Source organism: Streptomyces sp. JJ36 (genome assembly GCF_021696945.1).
Classification (GTDB): domain Bacteria; phylum Actinomycetota; class Actinomycetes; order Streptomycetales; family Streptomycetaceae; genus Streptomyces.
Map to the genome: position 1 here is coordinate 1 of NZ_JACYHE010000048.1, position 23,974 is coordinate 23,974.

At 73.8% G+C, this 23,974-nt stretch carries 22 protein-coding genes and 1 pseudogene; 10 read left to right on the forward strand and 13 right to left on the reverse strand.

The window, feature by feature from the left end:
• From HOY81_RS17965 to mce, 7 genes and pseudogenes are all read right to left on the reverse strand, one after another.
• Positions 1-310, reverse strand: a pseudogene (locus HOY81_RS17965) (hypothetical protein); the annotation flags it as partial.
• Positions 307-1,395 (reverse strand): ABC transporter ATP-binding protein, encoded by a 1,089-nt coding sequence (locus HOY81_RS17970; protein ID WP_237321461.1) that lies wholly within the window; start codon positions 1,393-1,395, stop codon positions 307-309. The gene HOY81_RS17970 and the pseudogene HOY81_RS17965, both read right to left, overlap by 4 nt.
• A gap of 189 nt (positions 1,396-1,584) precedes the next feature.
• Positions 1,585-2,364 (reverse strand): ABC transporter permease subunit, encoded by a 780-nt coding sequence (locus tag HOY81_RS17975; protein WP_237321462.1) that lies wholly within the window; start codon positions 2,362-2,364, stop codon positions 1,585-1,587.
• 3 nt (positions 2,365-2,367) lie between these two features.
• Positions 2,368-3,402, reverse strand: a complete 1,035-nt coding sequence (locus HOY81_RS17980; RefSeq protein ID WP_237321463.1) for an ABC transporter ATP-binding protein — start codon at positions 3,400-3,402, stop codon at positions 2,368-2,370.
• A gap of 154 nt (positions 3,403-3,556) precedes the next feature.
• Positions 3,557-4,510, reverse strand: a complete 954-nt coding sequence (locus HOY81_RS17985) for a cellulose-binding protein (RefSeq protein WP_237321464.1) — start codon at positions 4,508-4,510, stop codon at positions 3,557-3,559.
• Between the two features lie 124 nt (positions 4,511-4,634).
• Positions 4,635-8,039, reverse strand: coding sequence for a polarized growth protein Scy (scy, locus tag HOY81_RS17990; RefSeq protein WP_308341103.1), 3,405 nt, complete (start codon positions 8,037-8,039; stop codon positions 4,635-4,637).
• A 243-nt stretch (positions 8,040-8,282) separates the two neighbouring features.
• Positions 8,283-8,726: a methylmalonyl-CoA epimerase gene (gene mce / locus HOY81_RS17995; protein ID WP_237321465.1), complete on the reverse strand. Its 444-nt coding sequence runs from the start codon at positions 8,724-8,726 to the stop codon at positions 8,283-8,285.
• Between the two features lie 135 nt (positions 8,727-8,861).
• Here mce and HOY81_RS18000 point away from each other — a divergent pair, with 135 nt between their 5' ends.
• Together HOY81_RS18000 and meaB are read left to right on the forward strand one after the other, a co-directional pair.
• Positions 8,862-10,085 (forward strand): acetyl-CoA C-acetyltransferase, encoded by a 1,224-nt coding sequence (locus HOY81_RS18000; protein WP_237321466.1) that lies wholly within the window; start codon positions 8,862-8,864, stop codon positions 10,083-10,085.
• A gap of 113 nt (positions 10,086-10,198) precedes the next feature.
• On the forward strand, positions 10,199-11,155 hold the full coding sequence (gene meaB, locus HOY81_RS18005) for a methylmalonyl Co-A mutase-associated GTPase MeaB (RefSeq protein ID WP_237321467.1): 957 nt from the start codon (positions 10,199-10,201) through the stop codon (positions 11,153-11,155).
• A 272-nt stretch (positions 11,156-11,427) separates the two neighbouring features.
• Here the strand turns inward: meaB and HOY81_RS18010 are convergent, their stop codons facing one another.
• Positions 11,428-11,967 (reverse strand): PepSY domain-containing protein, encoded by a 540-nt coding sequence (locus HOY81_RS18010; RefSeq protein ID WP_237321468.1) that lies wholly within the window; start codon positions 11,965-11,967, stop codon positions 11,428-11,430.
• 122 nt (positions 11,968-12,089) lie between these two features.
• On the opposite strand from HOY81_RS18010, the gene HOY81_RS18015 reads away from it, so the two are divergent.
• From HOY81_RS18015 to HOY81_RS18030, 4 genes are all read left to right on the forward strand, one after another.
• Positions 12,090-12,755, forward strand: coding sequence for a response regulator transcription factor (locus tag HOY81_RS18015; protein WP_237321469.1), 666 nt, complete (start codon positions 12,090-12,092; stop codon positions 12,753-12,755).
• A gap of 25 nt (positions 12,756-12,780) precedes the next feature.
• Positions 12,781-14,451 (forward strand): cell wall metabolism sensor histidine kinase WalK, encoded by a 1,671-nt coding sequence (locus HOY81_RS18020; RefSeq protein WP_237321470.1) that lies wholly within the window; start codon positions 12,781-12,783, stop codon positions 14,449-14,451.
• A 123-nt stretch (positions 14,452-14,574) separates the two neighbouring features.
• Positions 14,575-16,440 carry an MFS transporter gene (locus HOY81_RS18025; protein ID WP_237321471.1) on the forward strand — a complete coding sequence of 622 codons (1,866 nt, stop codon included), beginning with the start codon at positions 14,575-14,577 and terminating at the stop codon, positions 16,438-16,440.
• Positions 16,441-16,442: 2 nt separating this feature from the next.
• The gene (locus HOY81_RS18030) at positions 16,443-16,688 is read left to right on the forward strand and encodes a hypothetical protein (RefSeq protein WP_237321472.1); all 246 of its coding nucleotides are present in this window, start codon (positions 16,443-16,445) and stop codon (positions 16,686-16,688) included.
• Between the two features lie 72 nt (positions 16,689-16,760).
• Here HOY81_RS18030 and HOY81_RS18035 read toward each other — a convergent pair whose 3' ends face one another.
• The 4 genes from HOY81_RS18035 to HOY81_RS18050 all read right to left on the reverse strand — a co-directional run bounded on the left by HOY81_RS18035 (position 16,761) and on the right by HOY81_RS18050 (position 19,433).
• Positions 16,761-17,228 carry a MarR family winged helix-turn-helix transcriptional regulator gene (locus tag HOY81_RS18035; RefSeq protein WP_237321473.1) on the reverse strand — a complete coding sequence of 156 codons (468 nt, stop codon included), beginning with the start codon at positions 17,226-17,228 and terminating at the stop codon, positions 16,761-16,763.
• Positions 17,229-17,266: 38 nt separating this feature from the next.
• Complete coding sequence (locus HOY81_RS18040; protein WP_237321497.1) at positions 17,267-18,049, reverse strand: AIM24 family protein; 783 nt, start codon at positions 18,047-18,049, stop codon at positions 17,267-17,269.
• A gap of 94 nt (positions 18,050-18,143) precedes the next feature.
• Positions 18,144-18,794, reverse strand: coding sequence for an AIM24 family protein (locus HOY81_RS18045; RefSeq protein WP_237321474.1), 651 nt, complete (start codon positions 18,792-18,794; stop codon positions 18,144-18,146).
• The gene (locus tag HOY81_RS18050; RefSeq protein WP_308341104.1) at positions 18,795-19,433 is read right to left on the reverse strand and encodes an AIM24 family protein; all 639 of its coding nucleotides are present in this window, start codon (positions 19,431-19,433) and stop codon (positions 18,795-18,797) included.
• Positions 19,434-19,528: 95 nt separating this feature from the next.
• Here HOY81_RS18050 and HOY81_RS18055 point away from each other — a divergent pair, with 95 nt between their 5' ends.
• From HOY81_RS18055 to HOY81_RS18065, 3 genes are all read left to right on the forward strand, one after another.
• Positions 19,529-19,873 carry a DUF3817 domain-containing protein gene (locus HOY81_RS18055; protein ID WP_237321475.1) on the forward strand — a complete coding sequence of 115 codons (345 nt, stop codon included), beginning with the start codon at positions 19,529-19,531 and terminating at the stop codon, positions 19,871-19,873.
• Complete coding sequence (locus HOY81_RS18060) at positions 19,870-20,160, forward strand: MTH1187 family thiamine-binding protein (RefSeq protein ID WP_237321476.1); 291 nt, start codon at positions 19,870-19,872, stop codon at positions 20,158-20,160. The genes HOY81_RS18055 and HOY81_RS18060 overlap by 4 nt, the downstream gene beginning before the upstream one ends.
• Before the next feature lie 100 nt (positions 20,161-20,260).
• Positions 20,261-22,048, forward strand: coding sequence for a glycosyltransferase family 2 protein (locus HOY81_RS18065; RefSeq protein ID WP_237321477.1), 1,788 nt, complete (start codon positions 20,261-20,263; stop codon positions 22,046-22,048).
• Positions 22,049-22,077: 29 nt separating this feature from the next.
• Here HOY81_RS18065 and HOY81_RS18070 read toward each other — a convergent pair whose 3' ends face one another.
• Positions 22,078-23,073: a DUF5937 family protein gene (locus HOY81_RS18070; protein WP_237321478.1), complete on the reverse strand. Its 996-nt coding sequence runs from the start codon at positions 23,071-23,073 to the stop codon at positions 22,078-22,080.
• Between the two features lie 347 nt (positions 23,074-23,420).
• On the opposite strand from HOY81_RS18070, the gene HOY81_RS18075 reads away from it, so the two are divergent.
• Positions 23,421-23,930, forward strand: a complete 510-nt coding sequence (locus HOY81_RS18075) for a MarR family winged helix-turn-helix transcriptional regulator (protein ID WP_237321479.1) — start codon at positions 23,421-23,423, stop codon at positions 23,928-23,930.
• Positions 23,931-23,974: the final 44 nt, after the last annotated feature.

Here is a 23,974-nt window from a genome sequence, read left to right on the forward strand (position 1 = left end):
TGGGGCCGCCCTGCGGGGCCGGCTGCTGCGGTCCGCCGGGGGGCTGCGCGGGGGCGCCCGGGTGCCCGGCCGGGGGCGCGGGTGTGCCCTGGGGGCCGCCGGGGCCCTGCTCCGGGGCGGCGGGGACGCGGCCCAGCAGCACCGTGTGCTCCGGGGCCTGCGACGGAGGCGTGGCGTCGCCGCCGGCGGGGACGCCCCCGGTGTCCACCGGGGCCCCGGAACCGCCGGGCGGCGGCTGCGGCGGCTGTGCGGGCCGGGCGTCCTGCGGGTCCTGCGGCCCCTGGGGGTCCTGCGGGTGCTGCGTGGTCATCGGGGGTCCTTGCTGTACGGCTGGGCGGTGTCGGGCGCGGGAGCGGGGGCGCCGGGCGGCGGGGCCTGCCACTGCTGGGGCGGCGGATACCCGCCGGGCCCGGGCGGCGCCGCCGCCGGGGGCCCGTAGCCGTGCGGTGCCGCGGCCTGCAGCGCGGCCCGCTGGTCCGCCGTGGAGCGGTAGTCGACGGCCCCCTGCGTCATCCGCATGTACGCCTCCTCCAGGGACGCCTGGTGCGGCGACAGCTCCCAGAGGCGTACGTCCGCGCCGTGCGCGAGGTCGCTGATGCGGGGCAGCGGCAGCCCGGTGACCCGCAGTGCGCCGTCCTGCTCCGGCTGTACCTGTCCGCCGGACTCCACCAGCGCGGCGGTGAGCTTCTCCCGCTGCTCCGGCTCGCCGTCCGGGGTGCGCACCCGGGCGAAGCCCACGGAGTTCTGCGTGATGAAGTCCTGCACCGGCAGGTCGGCCATCAACTGGCCGCGGCCGATGACGATGAGGTGGTCGGCGGTCTGCGCCATCTCGCTCATCAGGTGGCTGGAGACGAAGACCGTGCGTCCCTCGGCCGCCAGCCGCCGCATCAGGTTGCGCACCCAGTGGATGCCCTCGGGGTCGAGCCCGTTCACCGGCTCGTCGAAGAGCAGCACCTGCGGGTCGCCGAGCAACGCGGCGGCGATGCCCAGGCGCTGGCCCATGCCGAGCGAGAAGCCCTTGGACCGCTTGCGGCCGACTTCCCGCAGACCGACCACGTCCAGCACCTCGTCCACCCGGCGCTCCGGGATGCCGGAGAGCTGGGCGAGGCAGAGCAGGTGGTTGCGGGCGCTGCGCCCGCCGTGCACCGCCTTCGCGTCCAGCAGGGCGCCCACCTGACGCGGTGCGTTGGGCAACTGGCGGAAGGTGTGTCCCCCGATGGTCACCCGGCCCTCGGACGGGGCGTCGAGACCGAGGATCATCCGCATGGTGGTGGACTTCCCGGAGCCGTTGGGCCCCAGGAACCCGGTGACGGCGCCCGGCCGCACCTGGAAGGACAGGTTGTAGACGGCCGTCTTGGCGCCGTAGCGCTTGGTGAGGCCGTACGCCTCGATCATGCTTCGCCCCTGGACGCAGTTCGGGGCTCCGAGTCGCCCCCCGACACGGGTAGGAGGGTATCCGGGGCGCTTCCGGTTCCCTCGATCGGGTGGCTTTGGCGCTGCCTTCCCAAGGCGTTCCGAGGCGTTCCTCGGCGTTCCAAGGGCTTTGCGGGCGCGTTCCGGACACGGGCGGTCCCCGCCGCCCCGTCAGGCGTCGCGGCGCCGGAGGGTCGCGTAGCCCGCGAGCAGCGCGGCCGCCACCCAGCCGACCATGATGAGCAGCCCGCCCCACGGCCCGTACGGGCGGTCCCCGCCGCCCATGCTGCCCGGCACCACCGACATGATCATCGACCCGGCCTGGTCCGGCAGATACTGCGCGAACTCCCGGGTGGCGTCCACACCGCCGAGGATGTTCGAGATCAGGAAGAAGAACGGCATCAGGATGCCGAACGCCAGCAGCGGCGAGCGCAGCACGAAGGCCACACCCATGGCGAAGAGGGCGATGAGTGTCATGTAGAGGCCGCCGCCGAGGACGGCCCGCAGCACCCGGGGTTCCCCCAGCGAGGTGCCGTACTCGCCCAGCAGTGCCTGGCCCAGGAAGAAGGTGGCGAAGCTGGTCGCCATCCCCACCAGCAGCACCAGCAGGGAGGCCACCAGCACCTTGGCGGACATGAAGGTGCCGCGCTGCGGCACCGCGCCGAGCGAACTGCGGATCATGCCCGTGCTGTACTCGCCGGTCACCACCAGCACACCGAAGGCGATCATCGCGAGCTGGCCGAGCGACATCCCGGCGAAGCTGACGAAGGTCGGGTCGAAGGTGGCGCGCTCGGCGGCCGGCAGGTCCTGGTAACTCGTCCGGGTGAAGGCGGAGATCACCGCGGACAGGCCGACGGTCACCACCACCGCGGTGGCCAGCGTCCACAGCGTGGAGCGCACGGTGCGCACCTTGGTCCACTCGGACCGCAGCACCCGGGTCGTATGGGTCATCGCTCAGCCGCCCCTCTTCCGCGTCCGGCCCTGCCCGGCCTGCCGCTCCCGCCATCCCTCGCCCCAGGCCGCGGGGGCCGGCTCCGGCGGGGCGCCGCCCGGCGGGGGGATGCCCGCGGCGGTGGCCTCGCCCGCGGTGTGCGCGTGGTACTCCACGGCGCCGGCGGTGAGCCGCATGAACGCCTCCTCCAGCGAGGCCTGCTGCGGGCTCAGCTCGTGCAGCACGATCCGGTGCTCGGCCGCCAGCTCGCCGAGCCGGTCCGCGGGGGCGCCCTCCACCTGCAGGGAGCCGTCGGCCGCGGTCTGCGGCGGCAGCCCCTCCGCGTGCAGCACGTCCCGCAGCCGCTCCGGCTCCGGCGAGCGCAGTCGTACGTAGGTGCGGGAGTGGGAGGCGATGAACTCGGCCATCGTGGTGTCGGCCAGCAGCCTCCCCTGCCCGATCACCACCAGATGGTCGGCCGTCAGCGCCATCTCGCTCATCAGGTGGCTGGAGACGAAGACCGTGCGGCCCTCGGCGGCCAGCTCCTTCATCAGGTTGCGCACCCAGTGGATGCCCTCGGGGTCGAGCCCGTTCACCGGCTCGTCGAAGAGCAGGATGCCGGGGTCGCCGAGCAGGGCGGCGGCGATGCCCAGCCGCTGACCCATGCCCATCGAGAAGCCCTTGGGGCGCTTCCGCGCCACTCCGGTCAGCCCGACCAGATCGAGCACCTCGGGCACCCGCGACTCCGGAATGCCGTTGCTCTGGGCGAGGCAGAGCAGATGGTGGTACGCGGTGCGCCCGCCGTGCACCGACCTGGCCTCCAGCAGGGCGCCGATCGCGTTCAGCGGCTCCCGCAGCTCGGCGTAGTGCCGGCCGTCGATGCGGACGTCGCCGCCGGTGGGGAGGTCCAGACCGAGCATCATCCGCATGGTGGTGGACTTGCCCGCGCCGTTCGGGCCCAGAAAGCCGGTGACCACGCCGGGCCGCACGGAGAAGCTCAGCCGGTCGACGGCCTGCTTCTCCCCGTAGCGTTTCGTCAGCCCGTCGAGCTCGATCATGCTGCCGACGCTACGGGCACCGTGAGGCCGCCGCCATCGAGAGGGGCCCGTGCGAGTGCGCACGGGCCCCTCTCGCAGGCGGGTCGCGGCTCACCGCTCCGGAGCACGGCCGGCGCGGCGGCTGCGCCGGCCACGGCGGAGGACCGCCGGGACGTCAGCGCGACTGCTGCGCCGGAACGCCGCGGGTCAGCGCCTCCTCGTCCGACTCCTCCTCGCCCTGCGGCTGGCCGGCGGCGGCGACGGCCGCGCCGGTGAGCGTGGCCAGCATCTCGCGGACGTTGGTGAGCTGGGCGTTGATGCTGTCCCGGCGGTTGGTCAGGGCGGCCAGCTCCCGCTCCGACTCGCTGCGCACCCGGTCCGCCTTGGCGTTCGCGTCGGCGACGATGTCCTCGGCCTGGCGCTGCGCCGTCTCCACCGTCTGGCGGGCCCGACGCTCCGCGTCCGTGCGCAGCTTCTCGGCCTCCAGCCGGAGCTGCTCCGCGCGGTGCTCGATCTCCGCCAGCCGCTTCTCGGCCTTCGCCTGCCGGGAGGCCAGGTCGCGCTCGGACTGCTCACGCCGCTTGGCCAGGTTGGTCTCGAAGTCCGCGGCGGCCTGCGCGGCCTTCGCACGGGTGTCCTCGAAGAGGGAGTCGGCCTCCTCGCGCTTGGACTGCGCGTCCTTCTCCGCGTCCGCACGGAGCTGGGAGGCCTCGCCCTTGGCCTTCTCGACGATGCTCGCGCCCTCGTCCTCCGCCTTGGCCTTGCGCTCGGCGGCGAAGGACTCGGCGTCGTTCCGCACCTGCTGCGCGGCGTTCTCCGCGAGCTCGCGGTGCTGCTCGGCGGCGCGACGGGCCTCCTCGCGGAGGTCCTTGGCCTCTTCCTCGGCGAGGCGGAGGATCTTCTCGACCCGGGCGCCGAGCCCGGCGTACGACGGCTCCGCGTCGTTCACCTGGGCCTGCGCGTTCTGCGTCTCGAGATGGAGCTCCTCGATGCGCTTTTCCAGCGAGGTGATGCGAGCCAGGGCGCTGTCACGGTCGGCGATGAGCTTGGTGATGCGGTCGTCGACCTGGCCGCGGTCGTAGCCGCGCCGCACGAGCTCGAAGCCGAAGGGGGAGGAAGTGTCGCTCATGAGGTTCCTGTCGAGTCAGACGGGTTATCAGACGGGGAGTGATAGGGGGAATCCTAGGGGGACAAGCGGCGTGTCATCGAGCTAATGCCCGTTTGATCTGGAGAATGTGCGCTCGTTCGAGTGGCTACCCCTCCGAGCCCTTGCCACCCGAGCGTGCACTTCCGGCACCGGCGCCCGCTTTGACGCCCCCGTTCGCACCGGAACCGCCCTTGCCGGACTTGGAGGACTTCTCGGCGTTCCCGTTGCCGCTCTTGCCGCCGGACCCGCCGGGCGCCTCGAACGACTCCAGGGCTTCCAGCACGTCCTGCACCCGCGAGATCTCGGCGTTGATGTCCTCCTGGCGGCGCTCCAGGACGTCGAGTTCGCGCTTGCCGGCCTCCACCATGGACCGCGCCTCCTCCTCCGCCTCGGTGCGCAGCCGGCCGGCCTCCTCCTCGGCCTCCCGGCGGGTCTGCTCCGCCTCGCGCAGCGTCGCGGCCTTCTTCTGCTCGGCCTCCTTGAGCAGCCCCTCGGCCTTCTTCACGGCCGCGATACGGATCTTCCCGGCCTCCGAGCCGGCCTCGCCGACCAGCTTCTCGGCCTCCTCGCGGGCCTCGGCGAGCTGCTCCTCGGCGGCCTGCACCAGCTTGTCGCAGCGCTCCCCGGCGGACTGCATGGCCTCCGCCGACTCCCGGCGCGCCCGCTCGTGCAACTCCTCGACCTCGCTCTCCACACGGGACCGCAGCGTCTCCGTACGCTCCCGTATGGCGGCGGCGTCGTTCCGCGCCTCCTCCAGCAGGCCGTCCGCGTCCGCACGGGCCTTCTCCACGAGGTCGTGGCTCTCCGAACGGGCCTCCGTGACCAGCCGCTCCGCCTCCCCGCGGGCCGCGCCGACCATCGTGTCCGCCTGCTCCTCGGCGGCCGTCGCCGCGGCCTGCGCCTCCTCCCGGGCCTGCGCCAGCAGCCGGTCGGCCTGCTCGGCGGCCTCGTTCCGCCGGCGCGCCGCCTCCTCGCGCGCCTCGTCCCGGACCCGCTCGGCCTCGGCGTGGATCCGCTCGGACTCCTCCAGCGCCTCGTTGACCGTGCGCTCCGCCAGCGCCTTGGCGGCGTCGGTCTCCTCCCGCGCCTCCCGGCGCAGCGACTCGGCGTCGCGCTCCGCCGCCGACCGCAGCCCGGCGATCTCCTCCTCGGCCTGCTCGTGCAGCCCGGCCACCGAGTCGCGTACCTGCTGGGCCGTCTCCTCGGCCGCCGAGACCAGCTCCGCGGCCCGCCGCTCGGCCTCCTCCACCAGCCGCGCCGACTCGGTCTGCGCCTCCTCGACCCGCTGCCGCGCGGAGGCTAGCAGCTCCTCGCCCTGCTCCCGGGCGGCCGTCCGCTCCCGGTGCGCCTCCTCGCGGGCCTCGGCCAGCAGCTCCTCGGCCTCCCGGCGCCGCCGGGCCGCCTCCTCCTGGGCGGCCGTCAGCGCCTCGGCCGCCTCGCTGTTCGTGCGCTCCGCCGCCGCGTCCGCCTCGGCCCGCACCCGGTCCGCGGTCTCCTGGGCCTCCGCCCGCAGTCGCTCCGCCTCCGCGGCGGCCTCGCCACGCAGCCGTACGGCGACCGCCTCGCCCTCGGAACGGGTGTCCGAGGCGTCCGAGATGGCCTCCGTCCGCAGCCGCTCGGCCTCCTCCTCGGCCTGCTCCAGGAGCGTGCGGCGGCGCTGCTCGGCCTCCTCGCGCAGCCGCTCCGTCTCGCTCCGGGCCTCCTCGCGCAGCCGCTCCGCCTCACTGCGGGCGCCGCTCAGCTCCTCCTCCGCCGCGGAGAACCGCCGCTCCGCCTCCGCCCGCAGCTCGTCCAGCTCCCGCGCGGTCTGCTCGGTGCGCTCCCGGGCCGCCTGCTCGGCGTCCTCCCGCACCCGCTGGCCGGCCTCCACCGCGTCCGCCCGGGTGCGCTCTGCCTGCTCCTCGGCGGTGCCGTGCAGCTCCTCGGCCTCCGCCCGGGCGCGCTCCAGCGCCTCCTCGGCCTGCCGGCGCAGCGTGCCGGCCCGCTCGATGGCCTCGGTGCGCACCCGCTCGCTCTCCGCGGTGGCGTCGGTGCGCATCTCCTCGGCGTCGCCGCGCGCCTTGGCCAGCAGTTCCTCGGCGCCGGCGGCGGCCTCCTCGATCTGCTGGACGGCCTCGCGGCGGGCCTCGCCGCGGATCTTCTCGCCCTCCTCGACCGCCTCGGCGCGGAGCTGCTCCGCCTCGCCGCGCAGCCGCCGCGCCTCCTCCTGGAGTTCGACGGTCTTGGCGCGGTACTCCTTGGTGTCGTCCTTGGCCGCGCCCTTGAGCTCCTCGGCGACGTCGTGCGCCTCGGCACGCAGCCGGTCGGCCTCCTCCTCGGCCTCCCGGCGCAGCCGGTCGGCCTCCTCGCTCGCGGCCCTGGTGGTGGCCTTGGCCTCCTCGGAGGCCTTGTTCAGCACGTCCTCGGCCGTGCGGGCGGCCTCCGCGAGCTGGTTCGCGGACTCCTCGGCCGTGCGGGTACGGGCCTCCTCGCGGGCCTCGGCGACGATCCGCTCCGCCTCCGAGCGGGCGTCGGCGCGGAGCTGCTCGGCCTCGCTCCGCAGCGCCTCGGCCTCCTTGGTCGCCTCGGCGACCAGCCGGGAGACCTCCGACTTGGCCGTGCGGAGCCGCTGCTCGTGCACCGACTCGGCGTCCTCGAGCTTCTTGCCGGCCTCCTCCTCGGCCTCCTCCAGCTTCTTGGCGGCCTCCGTGCGCGCCTCGCGGAGCGCCGTCTCCGCCTCCTGCATGCGCTGCTCGGCGCGGCGCACCAGCTCCGCTGCCTCGCGGCGGCTGGTCTCCGTCTCGCTGGCCGCGCCGGCGCGGAGCTGCTCGGCCTGCTCGGTGGCCTCCCGGGCCTGGGTGGTGGCGGAGCCGAGCATCCGCTCGGCCTCCGTCCGGGCCCGGCGGAGGATCGACTCCGCCTCCGCCCGCGCCTGCTCCGTCTCGCTGCTGAAGCGCTGCCGCGCCTCCTCGGCCAGCCGGTGCGCCTCGGCCCGGGCCGAGGCGAGCGCCTGCTCGGACTCGGTCCGGGTCTCCTCCATCAGGCGGCGGGCCTGCTGCTCGGTGCGGGAGCGGAGCTGCTCGGCCCAGGCGACGTTCTCGTTGACGTGCGACTCGACGGTGGCGCGGCGCTCGGAGAGCTCCTGGTCGAGCTGCTGCCGCCGGCGCACCGCCTCGGCGTGCAGCTCGGCCTCCAGCCGGGACTGCTGTTCGGCCTGCTCCTGGAGGATGCGCTGGGTCTGGGCCCGGGCCTCGCGCAGCTCGCGCTCGGCGTCCGCGCGCATCTGGTCCGCCTGCATCTGGGCGTTCCGCAGGAGCTGTTCGGCCTGCGCGGACAGATTGTCGTAGCCGCCGGCCGGGCGCGCGGCGAGGGCGCGGCGCGCCTCGTGCAGCTTGGCGCGCAGCACTTCGACCTGGTAGCCGAGGTCGTCGGCGTGGTCGACAGCCTTCTCCCGCTCCTTCTTCAGCCGCTCCATCTCGGCCTCGAAACGCGAGAGGTGGTCGTCAGCCTCGTAGCGGTCGTAGCCCCGCACTGCGCGGTCCCATCCGTCCCCTGGTCGTCGTGAAGGTGATCCGGCGCTCACCCGTTCTCCGTCTCCCGGAACCTCTCACGGGGCAGGAGGTGCGTACCCCGCGGGCTGTTCCCGGGACGTGCCCCGGAAATGGTGTCAGATCATCGGCGGAACGTGGACCGAGCCCGGTCCGGAGGCCTTCCGGAGGTCCCGGACGAACCCGCCCCGGCCGCGTCGCCACTCTACCGGCCGGGGGAGCGGGCGTCAGTGCTCCGTCGTCGCGGAGGGCGACGCGGAGGTCACCAATTCGGTGAGAACGCCGTGGCAGTCCTTGGGGTGCAGGAAGGTGATCCGGGAATTCATGGAGCCCCGGCGGGGTTCCTCATAGAGAACACGGACGCCCTTGTCCCGGATCTCCGCGGCCTCGCCGTCCACGTCGGCGGTGCCGAAGGCGATGTGGTGGACGCCCTCACCGTTCTTGTCCAGCCATGTGGCGACCGTGGAGTCCGGGCGGATCGGCTCCAGGAGCTGCAGATAGGAGGCGCCGCCGTCGTCGGTGCCGTTGATGCGGAGCATGGCCTCGCGGACCCCCTGCTCCTCGTTGACCTCGGTGTGGAACACCTCGAAGCCGTAGGTGGCACGGTAGAACTCGACGGTCCGGTCCAGATCGAAGCAGGCGATCCCGATGTGGTCGATGCGTGTCAGCATGCTTTCAGTGCAGCGCCTGAAGTGTGGTTACGCAACGTGCGCACGGTCACACCGGCCGACCGGTGACCCGGAGGCGTACCGCTCAGTACCTTGAGTGGTAACCCTCGTTAACTTCCCGCTGGAAGGGAACCTCGCATGACAGGCACGACTGGCACGGCCGGCACCGCGTCCGGCACCACTTCCGTGATCGTCGCGGGCGCCCGGACGCCCATGGGGCGGCTGCTCGGGTCGCTCAAGTCCTTCTCCGGCGCGGACCTCGGCGGGTTCGCGATCAAGGCCGCGCTGGACCGCGCCGGCATCGGCGGCGACCAGGTCGAGTACGTGATCATGGGCCAGGTGCTCCAGGCCGGGGCCGGCCAGATCCCGGCGCGCCAGGCGGCGGTGAAGGCGGGCATCCCGATGAACGTGCCCGCGCTCACGGTGAACAAGGTCTGCCTGTCCGGCCTGGACGCGATCGCTCTCGCGGACCAGCTCGTGCGGGCCGGCGAGTTCGACGTGGTCGTGGCCGGCGGCCAGGAGTCCATGACCAACGCGCCCCACCTGCTGCCGAAGTCCCGCGAGGGCTACAAGTACGGCGCGATCGATATGCTCGACTCGATGGCCTACGACGGCCTCACCGACTCCTTCGAGGGCGTCGCCATGGGCGAGTCCACGGAGAAGCACAACACCCGGCTGGGCATCGAGCGCCCCGAGCAGGACGAGATCGCCGCCGCCTCCCACCAGCGGGCCGCCGCCGCGCAGGAGGCCGGCCTCTTCGCCGCCGAGATCACTCCGGTGGAGGTCCCCCAGCGGCGTGGCGAGCCGGTCGTCTTCTCCCAGGACGAGGGCATCCGCGGGGACACCACTGCCGAGTCGCTGGGCAAGCTGCGCCCGGCGTTCGCCAAGGACGGCACCATCACCGCCGGCTCCGCCTCGCAGATCTCCGACGGCGCCGCGGCCGTGGTGGTCATGAGCCGGGCCAAGGCCGAGGAGCTGGGCCTGGAGTGGATCGCCGAGATCGGCGCCCACGGCAACGTCGCGGGCCCGGACAACTCGCTCCAGTCGCAGCCGTCCAACGCCATCCAGCACGCGCTGAAGAAGGAAGGCCGCGCGGTCGCCGACCTGGACCTGGTGGAGATCAACGAGGCCTTCGCCGCGGTGTGCGTGCAGTCCACCAAGGACCTGGGCATCTCCCCCGAAAAGGTGAACGTCAACGGCGGTGCGATCGCCCTGGGTCACCCGATCGGGATGTCCGGCGCGAGGATCGTGCTGCATCTGGCGCTGGAGCTGAAGCGGCGCGGCGGCGGCCTCGGCGCGGCCGCGCTGTGCGGCGGCGGCGGGCAGGGCGACGCCCTCGTGCTGCGCGTGCCCGGCAGGTGACCGGCGGTCCCGGACGGCCCGCCCCTCCCGGGGAGGCGGGCCGGCCGGGCGGTCACGCAAAGTAACGGAAGGCCGCAGGCCCACGGGGGCCGCGGGAGAGCGGAGGAGCAACTGTGGTGGACGTCCCCACGCTGGTGACGCAGGCGCGGGAAGGGCGGCCGCGGGCCGTCGCCCGGCTCATCTCCCTGGTGGAGGGGGCGTCACCGCAGTTGCGCGAGGTGATGGCCGCGCTCGCCCCGCGCTGCGGCAACGCCTACGTCGTCGGCCTGACCGGCTCCCCGGGCGTGGGCAAGTCCACCTCCACCTCCGCACTGGTCTCCGCCTACCGGCGGGCCGGCCGGCGGGTCGGCGTGCTCGCCGTGGACCCCTCGTCGCCGTTCTCCGGCGGCGCGCTGCTCGGCGACCGGGTCCGGATGAGCGAGCACGCCTCCGACCCGGGCGTCTACATCCGCTCCATGGCCACCCGCGGCCACCTGGGCGGCCTGGCCTGGGCCGCCCCGCAGGCCATCCGGGTGCTGGACGCCGCCGGGTGCGACGTGATCCTGGTGGAGACCGTCGGAGTCGGCCAGTCGGAGGTCGAGATCGCCTCCCAGGCGGACACCAGCGTGGTCCTGCTGGCCCCCGGCATGGGCGACGGCATCCAGGCCGCCAAGGCCGGAATCCTGGAGATCGGCGACGTCTACGTGGTGAACAAGGCGGACCGGGACGGGGCCGACGCCACCGCCCGGGAGCTCAACCACATGCTGGGGCTGGGCGAGGCCCGCGCCCCCGGGGACTGGCGGCCGCCGATCGTGAAGACCGTCGCGGCCCGGGGCGAGGGCCTGGACGAGGTCGTCGAGGCCCTGGAGAAGCACCGCGCCTGGATGGAGGAGCACGGGGTCCTCGCCGAGCGGCGCACCCGCCGCGCCGCCCGGGAGATCGAGACGATCGCCGTCACGGCGCTCCGCGAACGGATCGGGGAGCTGCGCGGCGGCTGGGCCCTGGAGGCGCTGGCCGAACGCATCGTGAACGGCACGCTGGACCCGTACGCGGCGGCGGACGAACTGGTCGCGGGCGTCACCGAGCGGTGACCCCGCCGGGGCCGCCTCCCGCCGCGCCGGTGCTGCGGCGGAAGCGGCCGGGGCCCACCGGTGGACCGGTCGTCGGTGCTCCGCTGCGGCGTCGTCACCTGGGGAACCGGCCCGCCTGCCGGGCCCCTCTCCGCCGTTGCGGCCGGTGTCCACGGCGCGACGGACCGGCCGGCGGGCGGCGTGCTCGCGGTGGACCGCCTCGCCGTTCTCCGGCGGTCCGCAGCCGTCGGGCCGCGCTCCCGGTGCTCCCGGTGACCCGGTGCTGCGGGCCGTCAGTCGTCGTCGCCCTCGGCCCCGTCGTCGGAGCCGTCCCCGCGCTCGGCCCGGCCGTCCCCGTCGGTGTCGCCGTCGGTGTCCCGCTCCTGGACCAGTACCTTTCCGGTCTCGGCGTCGATCAGGACCTCGTACGCGGTGTGGTCGCTCCCCAGCACCTCGGTCTCCCAGGCGAGCCGCCCGTCCCCGTCGTCCCCCTCGTCGTCCTCCTGATCTGCGTGGCCTTCGCCGTCCAGCTCCACGGACCGCACGGTGCCGCCCCCGACCGCGGAGAGCGCCTTCTCGGCGGCCTCGCGGGCGGAGAGCCGCGTCCCCGAAGCCTCCTCCCCGGCCCGGTCGTCCTCCCGGCCGTTCCCGCGGGCGTCCCCGGACTCCCCGGCGTCGTCACCGGCACGGGCGAGGGAGGCTGCGGCCCGCGCGGCGTCCCGCGTCCCTCCGGCGGCGCGGTCGTCGTCCCCGAAGCCCGCGAAGGCCGTGGTCGCGCCTCCGACGGCGACCGCGGAGGCGGCGACGGCGGCGATGAGCAGCTTGCGGTTCATGGTTTCTCGTCCTCCCGTGGGGCGGGCTCGTGCACTGACCTCCACACCGTTCCAGCAGCACCCTGAAGCCACGCTGAAGCCACCTGAAGAGGGCTTCAGGCGACCGGTGGCAGGGTGGGCCCATGCGGTTGCTGATCGTGGAGGACGAGCGCCGGCTCGCGCTGTCGCTGGCCAGAGGCCTGGAGGCAGAGGGTTTCGCCGTGGACGTGGTGCACGACGGCCTGGAGGGCCTGCACCGGGCGCGGGAGGGCACGTACGACCTGATCGTCCTCGACATCATGCTGCCGGGCCTGAACGGCTACCGCGTGTGCGCGGCGCTGCGGGCGGCGGGCGACGAGGTGCCGATCCTGATGCTCACCGCCAAGGACGGGGAGTACGACGAGGCCGAGGGCCTGGACACCGGGGCCGATGACTACCTCACCAAGCCGTTCTCCTACGTCGTCCTCCTCGCCCGGGTACGGGCCCTGCTGCGGCGGCGCGGCCGCGGCCGGGTGGAGGTGTTGCGGGTGGGCGCGCTGACGGTCGACCCGGGCAGCCGGCAGGTGGCCGTAGGGGAGCGCGACGTGGCGCTGACGGCGAAGGAGTTCGCCGTGCTGGAGCAGCTCGCGACCCGGGCCGGCGAGGTCGTCTCCAAGGCGGAGATCCTGGAACACGCCTGGGACTTCGCCTACGAGGGCGACGGGAACATCGTCGAGGTCCATGTCAGCGCCCTGCGCCGGAAGCTCGGCGCCGAGTGGATCCGCACCGTACGCGGGGCCGGCTACCGGCTGGTGGACGGCCGTGCGTAGGGCTCCCGTCCGGGTACGGGCCGCGGTGGGTGCCACGGTCGTGGTGGCGCCGGCGCTGGTCGCCACCGGGCTTGCGGTGGTACTGACGCTGCGTTCCGGGCTGGCCGACACCGCGCGGCTGGAGGCGGAGTCGGTGGCCCGGGAGGCGGCCGCCCAGGCCACCGACGTACGCGACGGCGGGCTCTCCGGGATCGAGGCGCTGGAGGGCGACGCACCGGTGCAGGTGGTGGACGCCCGGGGACGGGTCCGCGGCACCACCGAGGGGCTGCGCGGCCGGCTGGCCGACTTCTACCGGGTCGGCATGCGGCCGCCCGCCCCCGGCCCCACCGGGGACGCGAGGGAGCCGGACGACGCCGCCGGCGGGGACGACCGGAGCGGCCCCGCGGCCACCGGCGACGCGACGGGTGGCGACGGCGACCAGGACGACGACGGGGAGGGTCCCGGCGGCGACTCCGGCGACTCCGGCGACTCCGGCGACGACAGAGACGACGGAGACGACGGAGACGAGGGAGGCGACCGGGACGACGACTCCGGCGGCGAACAGGGCGCGCACGACCCGGGCGACGGCACGCCGGCCAGACCGGACCCCCGGATCGGCGCCGAGGACGACGGCGACGCGCCGGTGTCCGCCGCCCCGTCCCCGGAGCCGGTCCGCGTCGACCGCGACAGCCGGGACGGAGTCGTCACGCTGCCCGTCGACGAGGACGGCGAGCCCGCGGCGCAGGCCGCGGCGCGCCAGGACTTCAGCGTGGTCGGCGTGCACGCCGTGACCCGGGACGGCACCCCGGTGACGGTGTACGCCGGGACCTCGCTGGCCGGTCAGCAGGAGGCCGTGGCGTCGGTCAGCCGGGCGATGCTGCTGGGGCTGCCCGCCGTGCTGGCCGTGGCCGGCGGGGTCACCTGGCTGGTGACCCGGCGGGCCCTGCAGCCGGTGGAGGGCATCCGGCAGGGCATGGCCGACATCACCGCCAGCCGCGACCTCTCGCGGCGGGTGCCGGAGCCCGGGGCCCGGGACGAGGTGGCCCGGCTCGCCCGTACCACCAACGAGACGCTGGCCGCCCTGGAGGAGGCCGTGGAGCGGCAGCGCCGCTTCGTGGCGGACGCCTCGCACGAGCTGCGCAGCCCGATCGCCTCGCTGCGCACCCAGCTCGAGGTGGGGGCCGCCCATCCGGAGCTGCTGGACGTCGGCGGGGCCGTGGAGGACACCGTACGGCTGCAGGAGCTGGCCGCGGATCTGCTGCTGCTGGCCCGGCTGGACGCGGGCGAGGGGCCCGGGGAGGCGCGGGTGGAACTGGCGGAGCTGGTGCGGGAGGAGCTGGCACAGCGCCCCGCCCGGGTGCCGGTGCGCACCGAGCTGGCGGCGAGCGGGGTGACGGGCTCGCGGCCGCAGCTCGCCCGGGTGGTGGGCAACCTCCTGGACAACGCGCAGCGGCACGCCGGGTCCGCGGTCCGGGTGAGTCTGCGGGACGGGGTGCTGGAGGTCGCGGACGACGGCGCGGGGGTCCCCGAGGCGGAGCGCGACCGGGTGTTCGAGCGCTTCGTGCGGCTGGACGACGCCCGCAGCCGGGACGACGGCGGCGCCGGGCTCGGGCTGGCCATCGCCCGGGACGTGGTCGAGCGGCACGGCGGCACGCTGACCGTCGGCACCTCCCCCGAGGGCGGCGCCCTCTTCACCGTCCGGCTCCCGGCCGCCTGAGCCGTGGACCGCTTCCCGGCCCGCCTCCCGGGAGCGGGCCGGCGGGGCACCCGGTATGTTCCGTCACGGCGTCCCCGGGTACTCACGCGCTGCACGCGCACCCTTGTGGTCCGGAGGTACCCCATGGCCGAGGTCACCGATGTGGTGAGAACGCGGATCCCGGCGCGGATGGACCGTCTGCCGTGGTCCCGGTGGCACTGGCTCGTCGTCTTCTCGCTCGGCACCGTCTGGGTGCTCGACGGGCTGGAGGTGACGATCAAGGGTGCCGTGGGCGCGCAGCTCCGCGAAACCATCGGCTTCTCCACCGTCCAGGTGGCCGGCTCCGCCTCGATCTACATCTTCGGCGCGATCTCGGGTGCGCTCTTCTGGGGCTTCCTCACCGACAAGTTCGGGCGGAAGAAGCTCTTCATGGCCACCCTGGCCGTCTACATGGTCGGTGTGGTGGCCACCAGCTTCACCGGTGCCTTCGGGCTCGGCTACGAGTTCCAGTGGTTCGCGGTGGCCCGCTTCCTGACCGGCTTCGGCATCGGCGGCGAGTACGCGGCGATCAACTCGGCGATCGACGAGCTGATGCCCGCCCGGGTACGGGGCCGGATCGCGCTGGCCATCAACGGCAGCTACTGGCTCGGCGCCCTCTTCGCCGCCTCGCTCGGCTATCTCTACCTCACCTCGCTCCCGTCCGGCCTGGGCTGGCGGATCGCCTTCGGCACCGGCGGGCTGCTGGCGTTCGGCATCCTGCTGCTGCGGATGTACGTCCCGGAGAGTCCGCGCTGGCTGCTCACCCACGGCCGGGCGGACGAGGCCGAACGGGTGACCCGGGAGATCGAGGAGGACGTGCAGGAGCACGTCGACGAGCCGCTGTCCGAGCCCGAGGACGAGATGACGCTGCGGCAGCGGCGGTCCGTCGGCTTCGTCGAGATCGCCAAGACGGTCTTCGTGGTCTACCCCCGGCGGGCCGTGGTCGGCTTCTCCCTGATGGGCGCGCAGGCCTTCCTCTACAACGCGATCTTCTTCACCTACGGCCTCATGCTGACCACGTTCTACGACGTCAGCGCGTCGAGCGTGGGCCTCTACCTGATCCCCTTCGCCGCCGGGAACTTCCTCGGCCCACTGCTGCTGGGGCCGCTCTTCGACAGCTGGGGCCGGCGCCTGATGATCCCCGGCACGTTCGTGCTCTCCGGGCTGCTCACGGTGCTCGTCGGGTGGCTGTTCGCGGCCGAGGTGCTGGGCGTGCTGCTGCTCACCGCCGGCTGGGTGGTGATCTTCTTCTTCGCCTCGGCGGCCGCGAGTGCCGGGTATCTCACGGTCAGCGAGACCTTCCCCATGGAGATCCGGGCCATGGTGATCGCCTTCTTCTACTCGGTCGCCACCGCGATCGGCGGCATCCTGGGCCCGATCTTCTTCGGCAACCTCATCGCCAGTGAGACCCGCTCGCGGGTCCTCACCGGCTATCTCATCGCGGCCGGCGTCATGATCATCGCCGGGCTGGTCCACCGCTTCCTCGGTATCGCGGCGGAGAAGCGGTCCCTGGAGGGCGTCGCCGCGCCGCTCTCCGTCGAGGAGGCCCGCGAGCAGGAGAAGGAAGGACAGCAGGCGGAGGGAGAGCGGAAGGAGCCGGAGGGCGCGCGGGAACCCGCGGCGGCCGGGGCGCGGCCGTCCGGGGGACGGGCCGCGGGGCCGGCGCCGCCCACGGGTCCTCCGTACCGGCCGTACCGCGGCTACAGCGCCCTGCCCATGGTGCTGGGCCCGGTCGGCACCGACCGGGAGATCGCCGGTGAACTGGAGATCCTGGTGCGCGCCCTCGCCGAGGACGGACCCGCCACCCGCAGCGAGCTCCAGCGGCGCGTACGGTCCCGTTTCTGGGGCCCCGGCCGGTTCCGGCAGGCGCTGCGGGCGGGACTCGCCGAGGGGCGGATCGTCCGGTCCGGCCGCGGGCGGGTCGAGGCGGCCGCCTCGGAGCTGGAGCGCTACGGCACGGGAGGGCGGTGAGCATGGGACGCCCGCTCGCCTGCCGGCTGCTCGGCTGCACCTGGGACTTCCGCGCCGAGGACGCCGAGGTGCTCTGGACGTGCGCCCGCGGCTGCGGCCGCGGCGGGCACGCGCCCACCGCCGGGCCCGAGGCGGCCGCACGGCTCGTACGGCAGCTCGAACGCGGACGGCCCGGGCCGCCCCTGAGCCTGCTGTCTGCGATGGCCGGGACGGTGCACCGGCCGCGGGGCGGCTCCGGGGGGCGCTGACGCGTGGACCCCTCGGGCCCCGGGGCACGTCGCCCCGGGGCCCCGCGCAGACTCCGCGTGGAGCGCCGTGTCTCAGGCGTCCCGCGCCGTGTGCAGGTGTTCGGCGACCACACCCAGGTGCTTGGTCAGGTCGGCCAGTGCCTGCGGCGGCAGCAGGTCGATGAAGTGCCGCCGGACCGAGGCGACGTGGTGCGGTGCGACGTCCCGCATGGTGTCCCAGCCGGTCTCGGTGAGCACGGCGAAGAGGCCGCGCTTGTCCGAGTCGCAGCTCTCCCGCCGCACCAGCCGGGCGTTCTCCATACGGGTGATCTGGTGCGAGAGGCGGCTCTTGGACTGGCGGGTGCGGACGGCGAGTTCGCTCATCCGCATCCGGTGGCCCTCGGACTCGGAGAGGTTGACCAGGATCTCGTAGTCGTTGAGGGTCAGCCCGAAGGGGTGCAGGTCCCGCTCGAGCTGGTGCAGGAGCAGCCGACTGACGTCCAGATGAGTACGCCAGGCCCGCTGCTCGTCGGCAGTGAGCCAGCCCTTTTCCGTGTCCATGGCATGAGACCTTACGTCACCGGACCGTACACGTGTGCTCACAGTCCGAAGCGGCGCTGGAGACCGCCGAGCTGACCGGGGAGCCGCGGGGTCTGCGGGCCGCCGTGCCCGGCCCCCTCCCCGTGTCCGCCCTGGCCTCCGCCGGGCACCCCCGCCTGCTGCGGGACCGCTCCCGTGGCCTGCTCCGCCATCAGCACCTCCGTCGACTGCACGAGCACGGTGCCCGCACCCGTGAACTCGAACTGATGTTCCTCTCCGGAGGCGCCCCCCAGCCCCGTCATGGCCCGCAGGCCGCCCAGCACGCCGCGCAGGTACTGGTGGTCGTAGTGATGGCACGGCGACGGGCAGTCCGCCCAGCCCACCAGCGCCTGCGGGTCCACCCGCACCGGCGGCTCCACGAAGTGCACCGGGCCGTTGGAGGCGGCCACGAACGTGCCGGTGCCGACCAGGGTGAGGAACCCCGGGATGATCGACTGCTTGAGCGAGAGCGAGGGTTCGAAGGCGAGCAGGCTGCCCGAGCGGATGGTGAGGTTGCCCTCGTCGAGGTCGTAGGAGTTCACGTCGAAGGCGCGGTCGGCCAGGAGCATCTTGCCCCGTCCCTCGGCGACCACCCAGTCCGCAGCGTGCAGCGGGGAGTGGAAGCTGCTCGCCACCAGGCCGTCCAGGGGGCCGTGGCCGATGCCGTGGAAGTCGATCTGCCCGTAGTAGGCGATCATCTTCCCCTTCTGCAGGAACCACCGGTCGTGCAGCTCCACGCAGAAGGTGTACGCGTTGACGTTGTCGTCCGCCGGCAGGGACCCGTACTCCAGGGGGGCGCTCACGTCGCTCACGGCTTCTCCTCGTTCGCTCCGCCCGCTCGGCGCAGGGGTGCGGGGATCGTCTCCGGGTGCGGGCCGGTGGCCTCGCGTGCGTCGCTCACAGCTTCTCCTCGCTCGCCTGTACGTACACCGTCCCGCTGCCGCTGAGCTCGAGCTGGAAGGCCTCGCCGGAGCCGCGGCCCACCATGTCCCGCCAGCCCAGGGCCGTGGACAGCTTGTTGCGCACGTCGCCGTGGTGCGCGACGTACGCCTGCGGGTCGACATGGACCGGCCGGCCGGGCGTGACGGGCAGCTCCAGCACCCCGCCGTGCGCCATCACGGCCACCGCGCCCTTGCCCTTGAGCGTGGTGGTGAACAACCCCTGCCCGGTCACCTGACCCCGCACCATGCCCATCACCCCGCCCTGCGAGCCGAGGAAGACCGTCCCCTGCTCCAGGGAGCCGTCGAAGGCCAGCAGCCGGTCCGACTCGACGTAGAGGGTGTCCCCGTCCAGCTCCACGACCTCCACATGGTGGCCGCCGTGGCCGAACAGCACGGTGCCGTCCCCCTCGACGGTCATCAGCGGGGCGGCCTCGCCCGCGGCGCGGCGGCCGATCATGGACATCACCCCACCCTGACCGCTCGCCATGTCGGGGGTGAAGGCGACGTCGCCGTGGTAGGCGATCATCGCCCCGCGCTGGCTGAACATCCGCTGCCCGGGCACCACCCGGGCCTCGACCAGCTTGGAGTTGATCTCGCGGAACGGCATCTAGACCTCACCTCCGACGGTGTTCCGCTCGCTGGGCTGCACCCAGACCAGGCCGTCGCCCTCGAAGCGGATCTGGAAGGCCTCGCCACCGCCCTCACCCAGCAGTGTGCGGAAGTTCACACCCGTCTGGAAGTTCTGCCGGAGGTCGCCCTGGTGGGCGACGTAGGCGCCGGGGTCGACCTGGAGCGGCGTGCCGTGGGTGACCCGCAGCACCACCGGTGTGCCGTCGGAGATCAGTGCGGCCTGGCCGCTGCCCTCGACGGTGGTGGTGAACAGGCCGTTGCCCTGGCTGGCGCCGCGCAGCCCGGTGAAGCTGGTGCCGGTGCGCAGCGAGCCGTCGGCACAGAGCAGGTTGCTCGCCTCCACGTGCAGGGTGTCGCCCTGCAACGAGACCAGGCTGATGTCGCTCGCGCGGTCGGCGAAGTAGCAGGTGCCCTGCCCCTTCACCTCCATCAGCGTCATCTGCTCGCCGGTGAGGCGGCGGGTGACCATGCCGCGCAGCCCCTCGCCGCCGCCGGAGAGCTTCCTGAAGTCCATCTGGCCGTCGTAGGCGACCATCGCGCCGTTTTTCGCCTTCACCGCGTCGCCGGTCATCGTCACGGCGAGCACCTTGCTGCCTTGGAGTCGGAACTGAGCCACACGGGTGAAAATACCCCGCGTCCGCCGCCCGTGGGGGGCCTGCCACAATGGAGCAGCGCTTGTGCATCCGTTCACAAAGATCGAGGACCCCCACCGTGGACATCAAGACAGTCTCCGCGCTGCGTCGGCTGCGCCTCGTCTCGGCCCCCGAGGCGGTCTCCTTCCTGCTGCTGCTCGTGTGCTCCGTACTGAAGCGGACCACGGACTTCAACGCGGTGCCGGTGATGGGTGCCGTGCACGGCATCCTCTTCATCCTCTACGTGGTCTTCCTGCTGGACGCCTGGAACCGCACCAGGTGGCCCGTCACCACCGCGGCCTTCTACTTCGTGCTGGCCGTCCTGCCGGCCGGCGGCTTCTTCGCGGACCGCCGGCTGCGGCGGGCGGAGGACGCGGGCGTCATCGCGGCGCGGGCCCGCCGGGAAGGTCTCGTCAGCTCGTGATCGTCGCCTTCTCGGTCACCCCGCTCGGCGTCGGCGAGGACGTGGGGGAGTACGTCGCCGACGCCGTGCGCGTCGTCCGCGCGTCCGGCCTGCCGCACCGTACCGACGCGATGTTCACCTCGGTCGAGGGCGAGTGGGAGGAGTGCATGGACGTGGTGCGCCGTGCCGTCGCCGCCGTCGAGGAGCGGGCGCCGCGGGTCTCGCTGGTGCTGAAGGCCGACATCCGGCCCGGGGTGACGGACGGTCTGACCGGCAAGGTGGAGGCCCTGGAGCGCCATCTGGGTTGACACCGCGCCACACCACCCGCTCGGCCCCTCCCGGCTCGACGCCCCTCCGGACGTCCCTTTGGGTGGAGTCGTCGGCTGAGTTGTCGAGGCGGGAGGGACCGTGGCGCCGGTGGGCTATGACTACGAAACCTACAGCCGCCTGGCCGGCCCGAGCGGCCCCGCGGGTCCCGACTACCGGGTGTGCTACCGCAGTCTGCTGGCCCGGGAGCCGCACCGCATACGGGCGGTGCTGCTGCTGGCCGCCGCCCCGTTGCTCTCCGCCACCCTGCTCTGCTGGCTGCTCTGGCCCTCGCACTGGACGCGCCGCGAGGCGGGCGCCCCCGGCTGGCTGCTCGCCGCGGACGCGGTGATGCTCGTCTCGATCGGCCTGATCGAGCTCTGCCGCCTGGCGAACGTGGTCTCGGTCGCGCACGCCGCGCTCGTCGCCCGCGATCCCGTGCCCGTCCGGCCGGAGAAGGGCACCCGGGTCGCCTTCCTCACCACCTATGTGCCCGGCAAGGAACCGATGTCCATGGTCCGGGGCACCCTCTCGGCGGCCGTGCGGCTGCGGCACCGCGGCCTGCTGCACGTCTGGCTGCTGGACGAGGGTGACGACCCGGAGGCCCGGAGGCTCTGCGCCGAGCTCGGCGTCCGGCACTTCACCCGCAAGGGCATACCGGAGTGGAACCGGCCCCGCGGCGCGTTCCGTGCGAGGACCAAGCACGGCAACTACAACGCCTGGCTGGAGGCGCACGGCGACTCCTACGAGTTCTTCGCCTCCGTCGACACCGACCACGTCCCCCTCCCCGGCTACCTGGAACGGATGCTCGGCTACTTCCGGGACCCGGACGTCGCCTTCGTCGTCGGCCCGCAGGTCTACGGCAACTACGAGGCCACCGTCACCAAGTTCGCCGAGAGCCAGCAGTTCCTCTTCCACGCGCTGATACAGCGGGCCGGCAACCGCTACGGCTGCCCGATGTTCGTCGGCACCAACAACGCCGTCCGGATATCCGCGCTCCGCGGCATAGGCGGCCTCCGCGACTCCATCACCGAGGACATGGCCACCGGGTTCGAACTGCACCGCCGCACCAACCCCCGCACCGGCCGCCGGTGGCGCTCCGTCTACACCCCGGACGTCCTCGCCGTCGGCGAGGGCCCCGCCTCCTGGACCGACTTCTTCACCCAGCAGCTCCGCTGGTCCCGCGGCACCTACGAGACGCTGCTCCGGCAGTACGGACGCTCCCCGCACCGCCACTCGCTGGGCGGCCTGCTCAGCTACTCGCTCATGCTGGCCTACTACCCGATGGCCGCCCTCACCTGGGTACTCGGCGCGGTGAGCTGCACCCTCTTCCTCTGGCTCGGCTCCTCCGGCACCACCGTCCCGCCCTCCCTCTGGCTGATGCTCTACGGCGACGCCGCCGCCCTCCAGGTCGCCCTCTACCTCTGGAACCGGCGGCACAACGTCTCGCCGCACGAACCCGAGGGTTCCGGCGGGCTCGCCGGGATGGCGATGTCCGCCCTGGCCGCCCCCATCTACGCCCGCTCGCTGGCCGGGGCGCTGTTCCGCCGGCCGTGCCGGTTCGTGGTCACCCCGAAGGGACTCTCCGCCAGCCTCGACCGGCCCGTCACCTTCCGCACCCATCTGTGCTGGGGGACCGTGCTCGGCGTGTCGCTGGCCGCCTCCCTCTTCCTGGGCCACACCCATACCGTGATGAGCTTCTGGGCGGTGCTCGCCCTGACGGTCTCCCTCGCTCCGGGGCTCACCTGGGCGTACGGCCAGTGGTCCCGGCGGGCGGGCGCGCCGCACCCGGTGCCCGCGCCGGGGGCAGGACCGGACCACGACCGGCGGGGCCGGGGACGCGGCGAGCCGGAGCCGTCGCTCGCCGGGACGGGTACCGGCGGCCGCTGAGCGCGCCCCCGCCGCCCCCCGCTCGGGGGCTACTCCGGCTCCCCGCCCGTCGCCAGCGCTATGCCCAGCGGCGTCCGCTCGTACAGCACCTGGTGGCGTACCCGGCGGGAGGTGAGCAGGCCCGCGCCGCGCAGCGTCGACAGGTGCACCGAGACGGACGACGGGGCGAGCCCCAGCAGCGCCGCCAGCCCGGTGGTGGAGGCCGGCTCGGAGAGGGCCGTCAGCACCGCGGCCCGGTTGGCGCCCAGCAGCCGCTCCAGCGGCTCGGGCGCCCCCGAGGCGGTCTCCGGCTCCGACCAGAGCGCCCCGATGCCGCGCGCCGGGTAGACCAGGGCGGGCCGCCACGGCGGCTCGAACCCGCTGATCACGTCCGGCCAGACGAAGACGCTGGGGATCAGGGTCAGGCCCGCGCCGTCCAGGTCGCGGGCTGCCTCCGCGGAGTTGTGCACCGTGAGGGTGCCGTCCGACCAGGAGACCCGTGGGTGCAGCCCGTCGAAGAGGGCGGCCAGACCGCCCTCCGCCAGCCGCCGGGTGTGGAAGGCGATGTCCGCCTCCAGCAGGGTCCTCAGCCGTGGCCAGTAGGGTGCGATCAGGGCTTCCCAGGCCCGTTCCTTGACGTCGGCCAGGAGCTGCACGGCCGCCGCGGGGTCCGCCAGCAGTGCCTTCCCCTGTCCGGATGCGGCCGCGCCCGGGGTGTCGGCCAGAGCCCGGGACATCTCCGCGGCCGCCAGTGCGGGATCGGTCTCCCGGAGCCGGGCGATCTCGTCCTCGAAGGTCGCGGTCGGCCCCTCCGGCGGCGGGCACAGGAAGTCCGGGGTGTAGCCGCGGGTGGGCATCAGCAGCCACAGCGGCTCCAGCCCGAGCGAGCCGGCCGCCGCGGCGCTGCGTCTGAGCCAGGGCAGGTGGTGGCCCCACTGGCCGGGCCGGGCCAGGACCCGCACCGCCTCCTGGGTCTCCCAGGCCGGCGACACCGCGAACCGGCAGCGGAGCAGGTCGTCCGCACCGAAGTGCATGCGGAACGGCATGGACTCCCCCCAAGGTTTCGTCCGCATTACGGAAAACCGGAAAACGGAATGTACGCCCCCCACGACGCCGTACGGGAATGTGCCCGCATGGTGACACGGCGAATCCGCCATCCGGAGAGACGGCGGCCGGTGCCGCCACGGCACGGGGGCGCGCGGCCTCCCCGCCTGCCGTACGGGCCACGCTGCCCGTCACCGGGACGTCGCGTCCCGAGAGCGCGCTGCCCGTTCGGGCACCCGCCGAAACCGCTGACCGCGGCGGCCCCGGTCCCCGGCGCGGCCCGGGCGTCCCCCTCCCGGGTGGTGAGACGCTTGTGCCCACCATATGACCGGCCGGTAGGGTCGGAGACGTGCCGAAGCCGCTCAGCCTCCCGTTCGACCCGATCGCCCGCGCCGACGAGCTCTGGAAGGAGCGATGGGGCTCCGTGCCCTCGATGGCGGCGATCACCTCCATCATGCGGGCGCACCAGATCCTGCTCGCGCAGGTGGACGCCGTCGTCAAGCCGTACGGGCTGACCTTCGCCCGGTACGAGGCACTGGTGCTGCTCACCTTCTCCCAGCGCGGCGAGCTGCCGATGTCCAAGATCGGGGAGCGGCTGATGGTGCATCCCACCTCGGTGACCAACACCGTGGACCGGCTGCAGAAGGCCGGGCTGGTGGCCAAGCGCCCCAACCCGGAGGACGGCCGCGGCACGCTCGCCTCCATCACGGACAAGGGGCGCGAGGTGTGCGACGCGGCCACCCGTGAACTGATGGCCATGGACTTCGGGCTCTCCGCCTACGACGACGAGCAGTGCCGGGAGATCTTCGGCCTGCTCCGGCCGCTGCGGGTGGCGGCCGAGGACTTCGACGCGTCCTGAGCGCGGGGCCGACGGGCCCGTCCCGGACCCCGTCCGGCACCCGC

Bases quoted from the DNA above. Each gene is read 5' to 3' on its own strand.
- HOY81_RS17970 (WP_237321461.1), bottom strand. From the start codon at position 1,395: ATGATCGAGGCGTACGGCCTCACCAAGCGCTACGGCGCCAAGACGGCC.
- HOY81_RS18010 (WP_237321468.1), bottom strand. From the start codon at position 11,967: ATGAACCGCAAGCTGCTCATCGCCGCCGTCGCCGCCTCCGCGGTCGCC.
- HOY81_RS18025 (WP_237321471.1), top strand. From the start codon at position 14,575: ATGGCCGAGGTCACCGATGTGGTGAGAACGCGGATCCCGGCGCGGATG.
- HOY81_RS18045 (WP_237321474.1), bottom strand. From the start codon at position 18,794: ATGCCGTTCCGCGAGATCAACTCCAAGCTGGTCGAGGCCCGGGTGGTG.
- HOY81_RS18035 (WP_237321473.1), bottom strand. From the start codon at position 17,228: ATGGACACGGAAAAGGGCTGGCTCACTGCCGACGAGCAGCGGGCCTGG.
- mce (WP_237321465.1), bottom strand. From the start codon at position 8,726: ATGCTGACACGCATCGACCACATCGGGATCGCCTGCTTCGATCTGGAC.
- HOY81_RS18015 (WP_237321469.1), top strand. From the start codon at position 12,090: ATGCGGTTGCTGATCGTGGAGGACGAGCGCCGGCTCGCGCTGTCGCTG.
- HOY81_RS17980 (WP_237321463.1), bottom strand. From the start codon at position 3,402: ATGATCGAGCTCGACGGGCTGACGAAACGCTACGGGGAGAAGCAGGCC.
- HOY81_RS18070 (WP_237321478.1), bottom strand. From the start codon at position 23,073: ATGCCGTTCCGCATGCACTTCGGTGCGGACGACCTGCTCCGCTGCCGG.
- HOY81_RS17975 (WP_237321462.1), bottom strand. From the start codon at position 2,364: ATGACCCATACGACCCGGGTGCTGCGGTCCGAGTGGACCAAGGTGCGC.
- HOY81_RS17985 (WP_237321464.1), bottom strand. From the start codon at position 4,510: ATGAGCGACACTTCCTCCCCCTTCGGCTTCGAGCTCGTGCGGCGCGGC.
- HOY81_RS18000 (WP_237321466.1), top strand. From the start codon at position 8,862: ATGACAGGCACGACTGGCACGGCCGGCACCGCGTCCGGCACCACTTCC.
- HOY81_RS18030 (WP_237321472.1), top strand. From the start codon at position 16,443: ATGGGACGCCCGCTCGCCTGCCGGCTGCTCGGCTGCACCTGGGACTTC.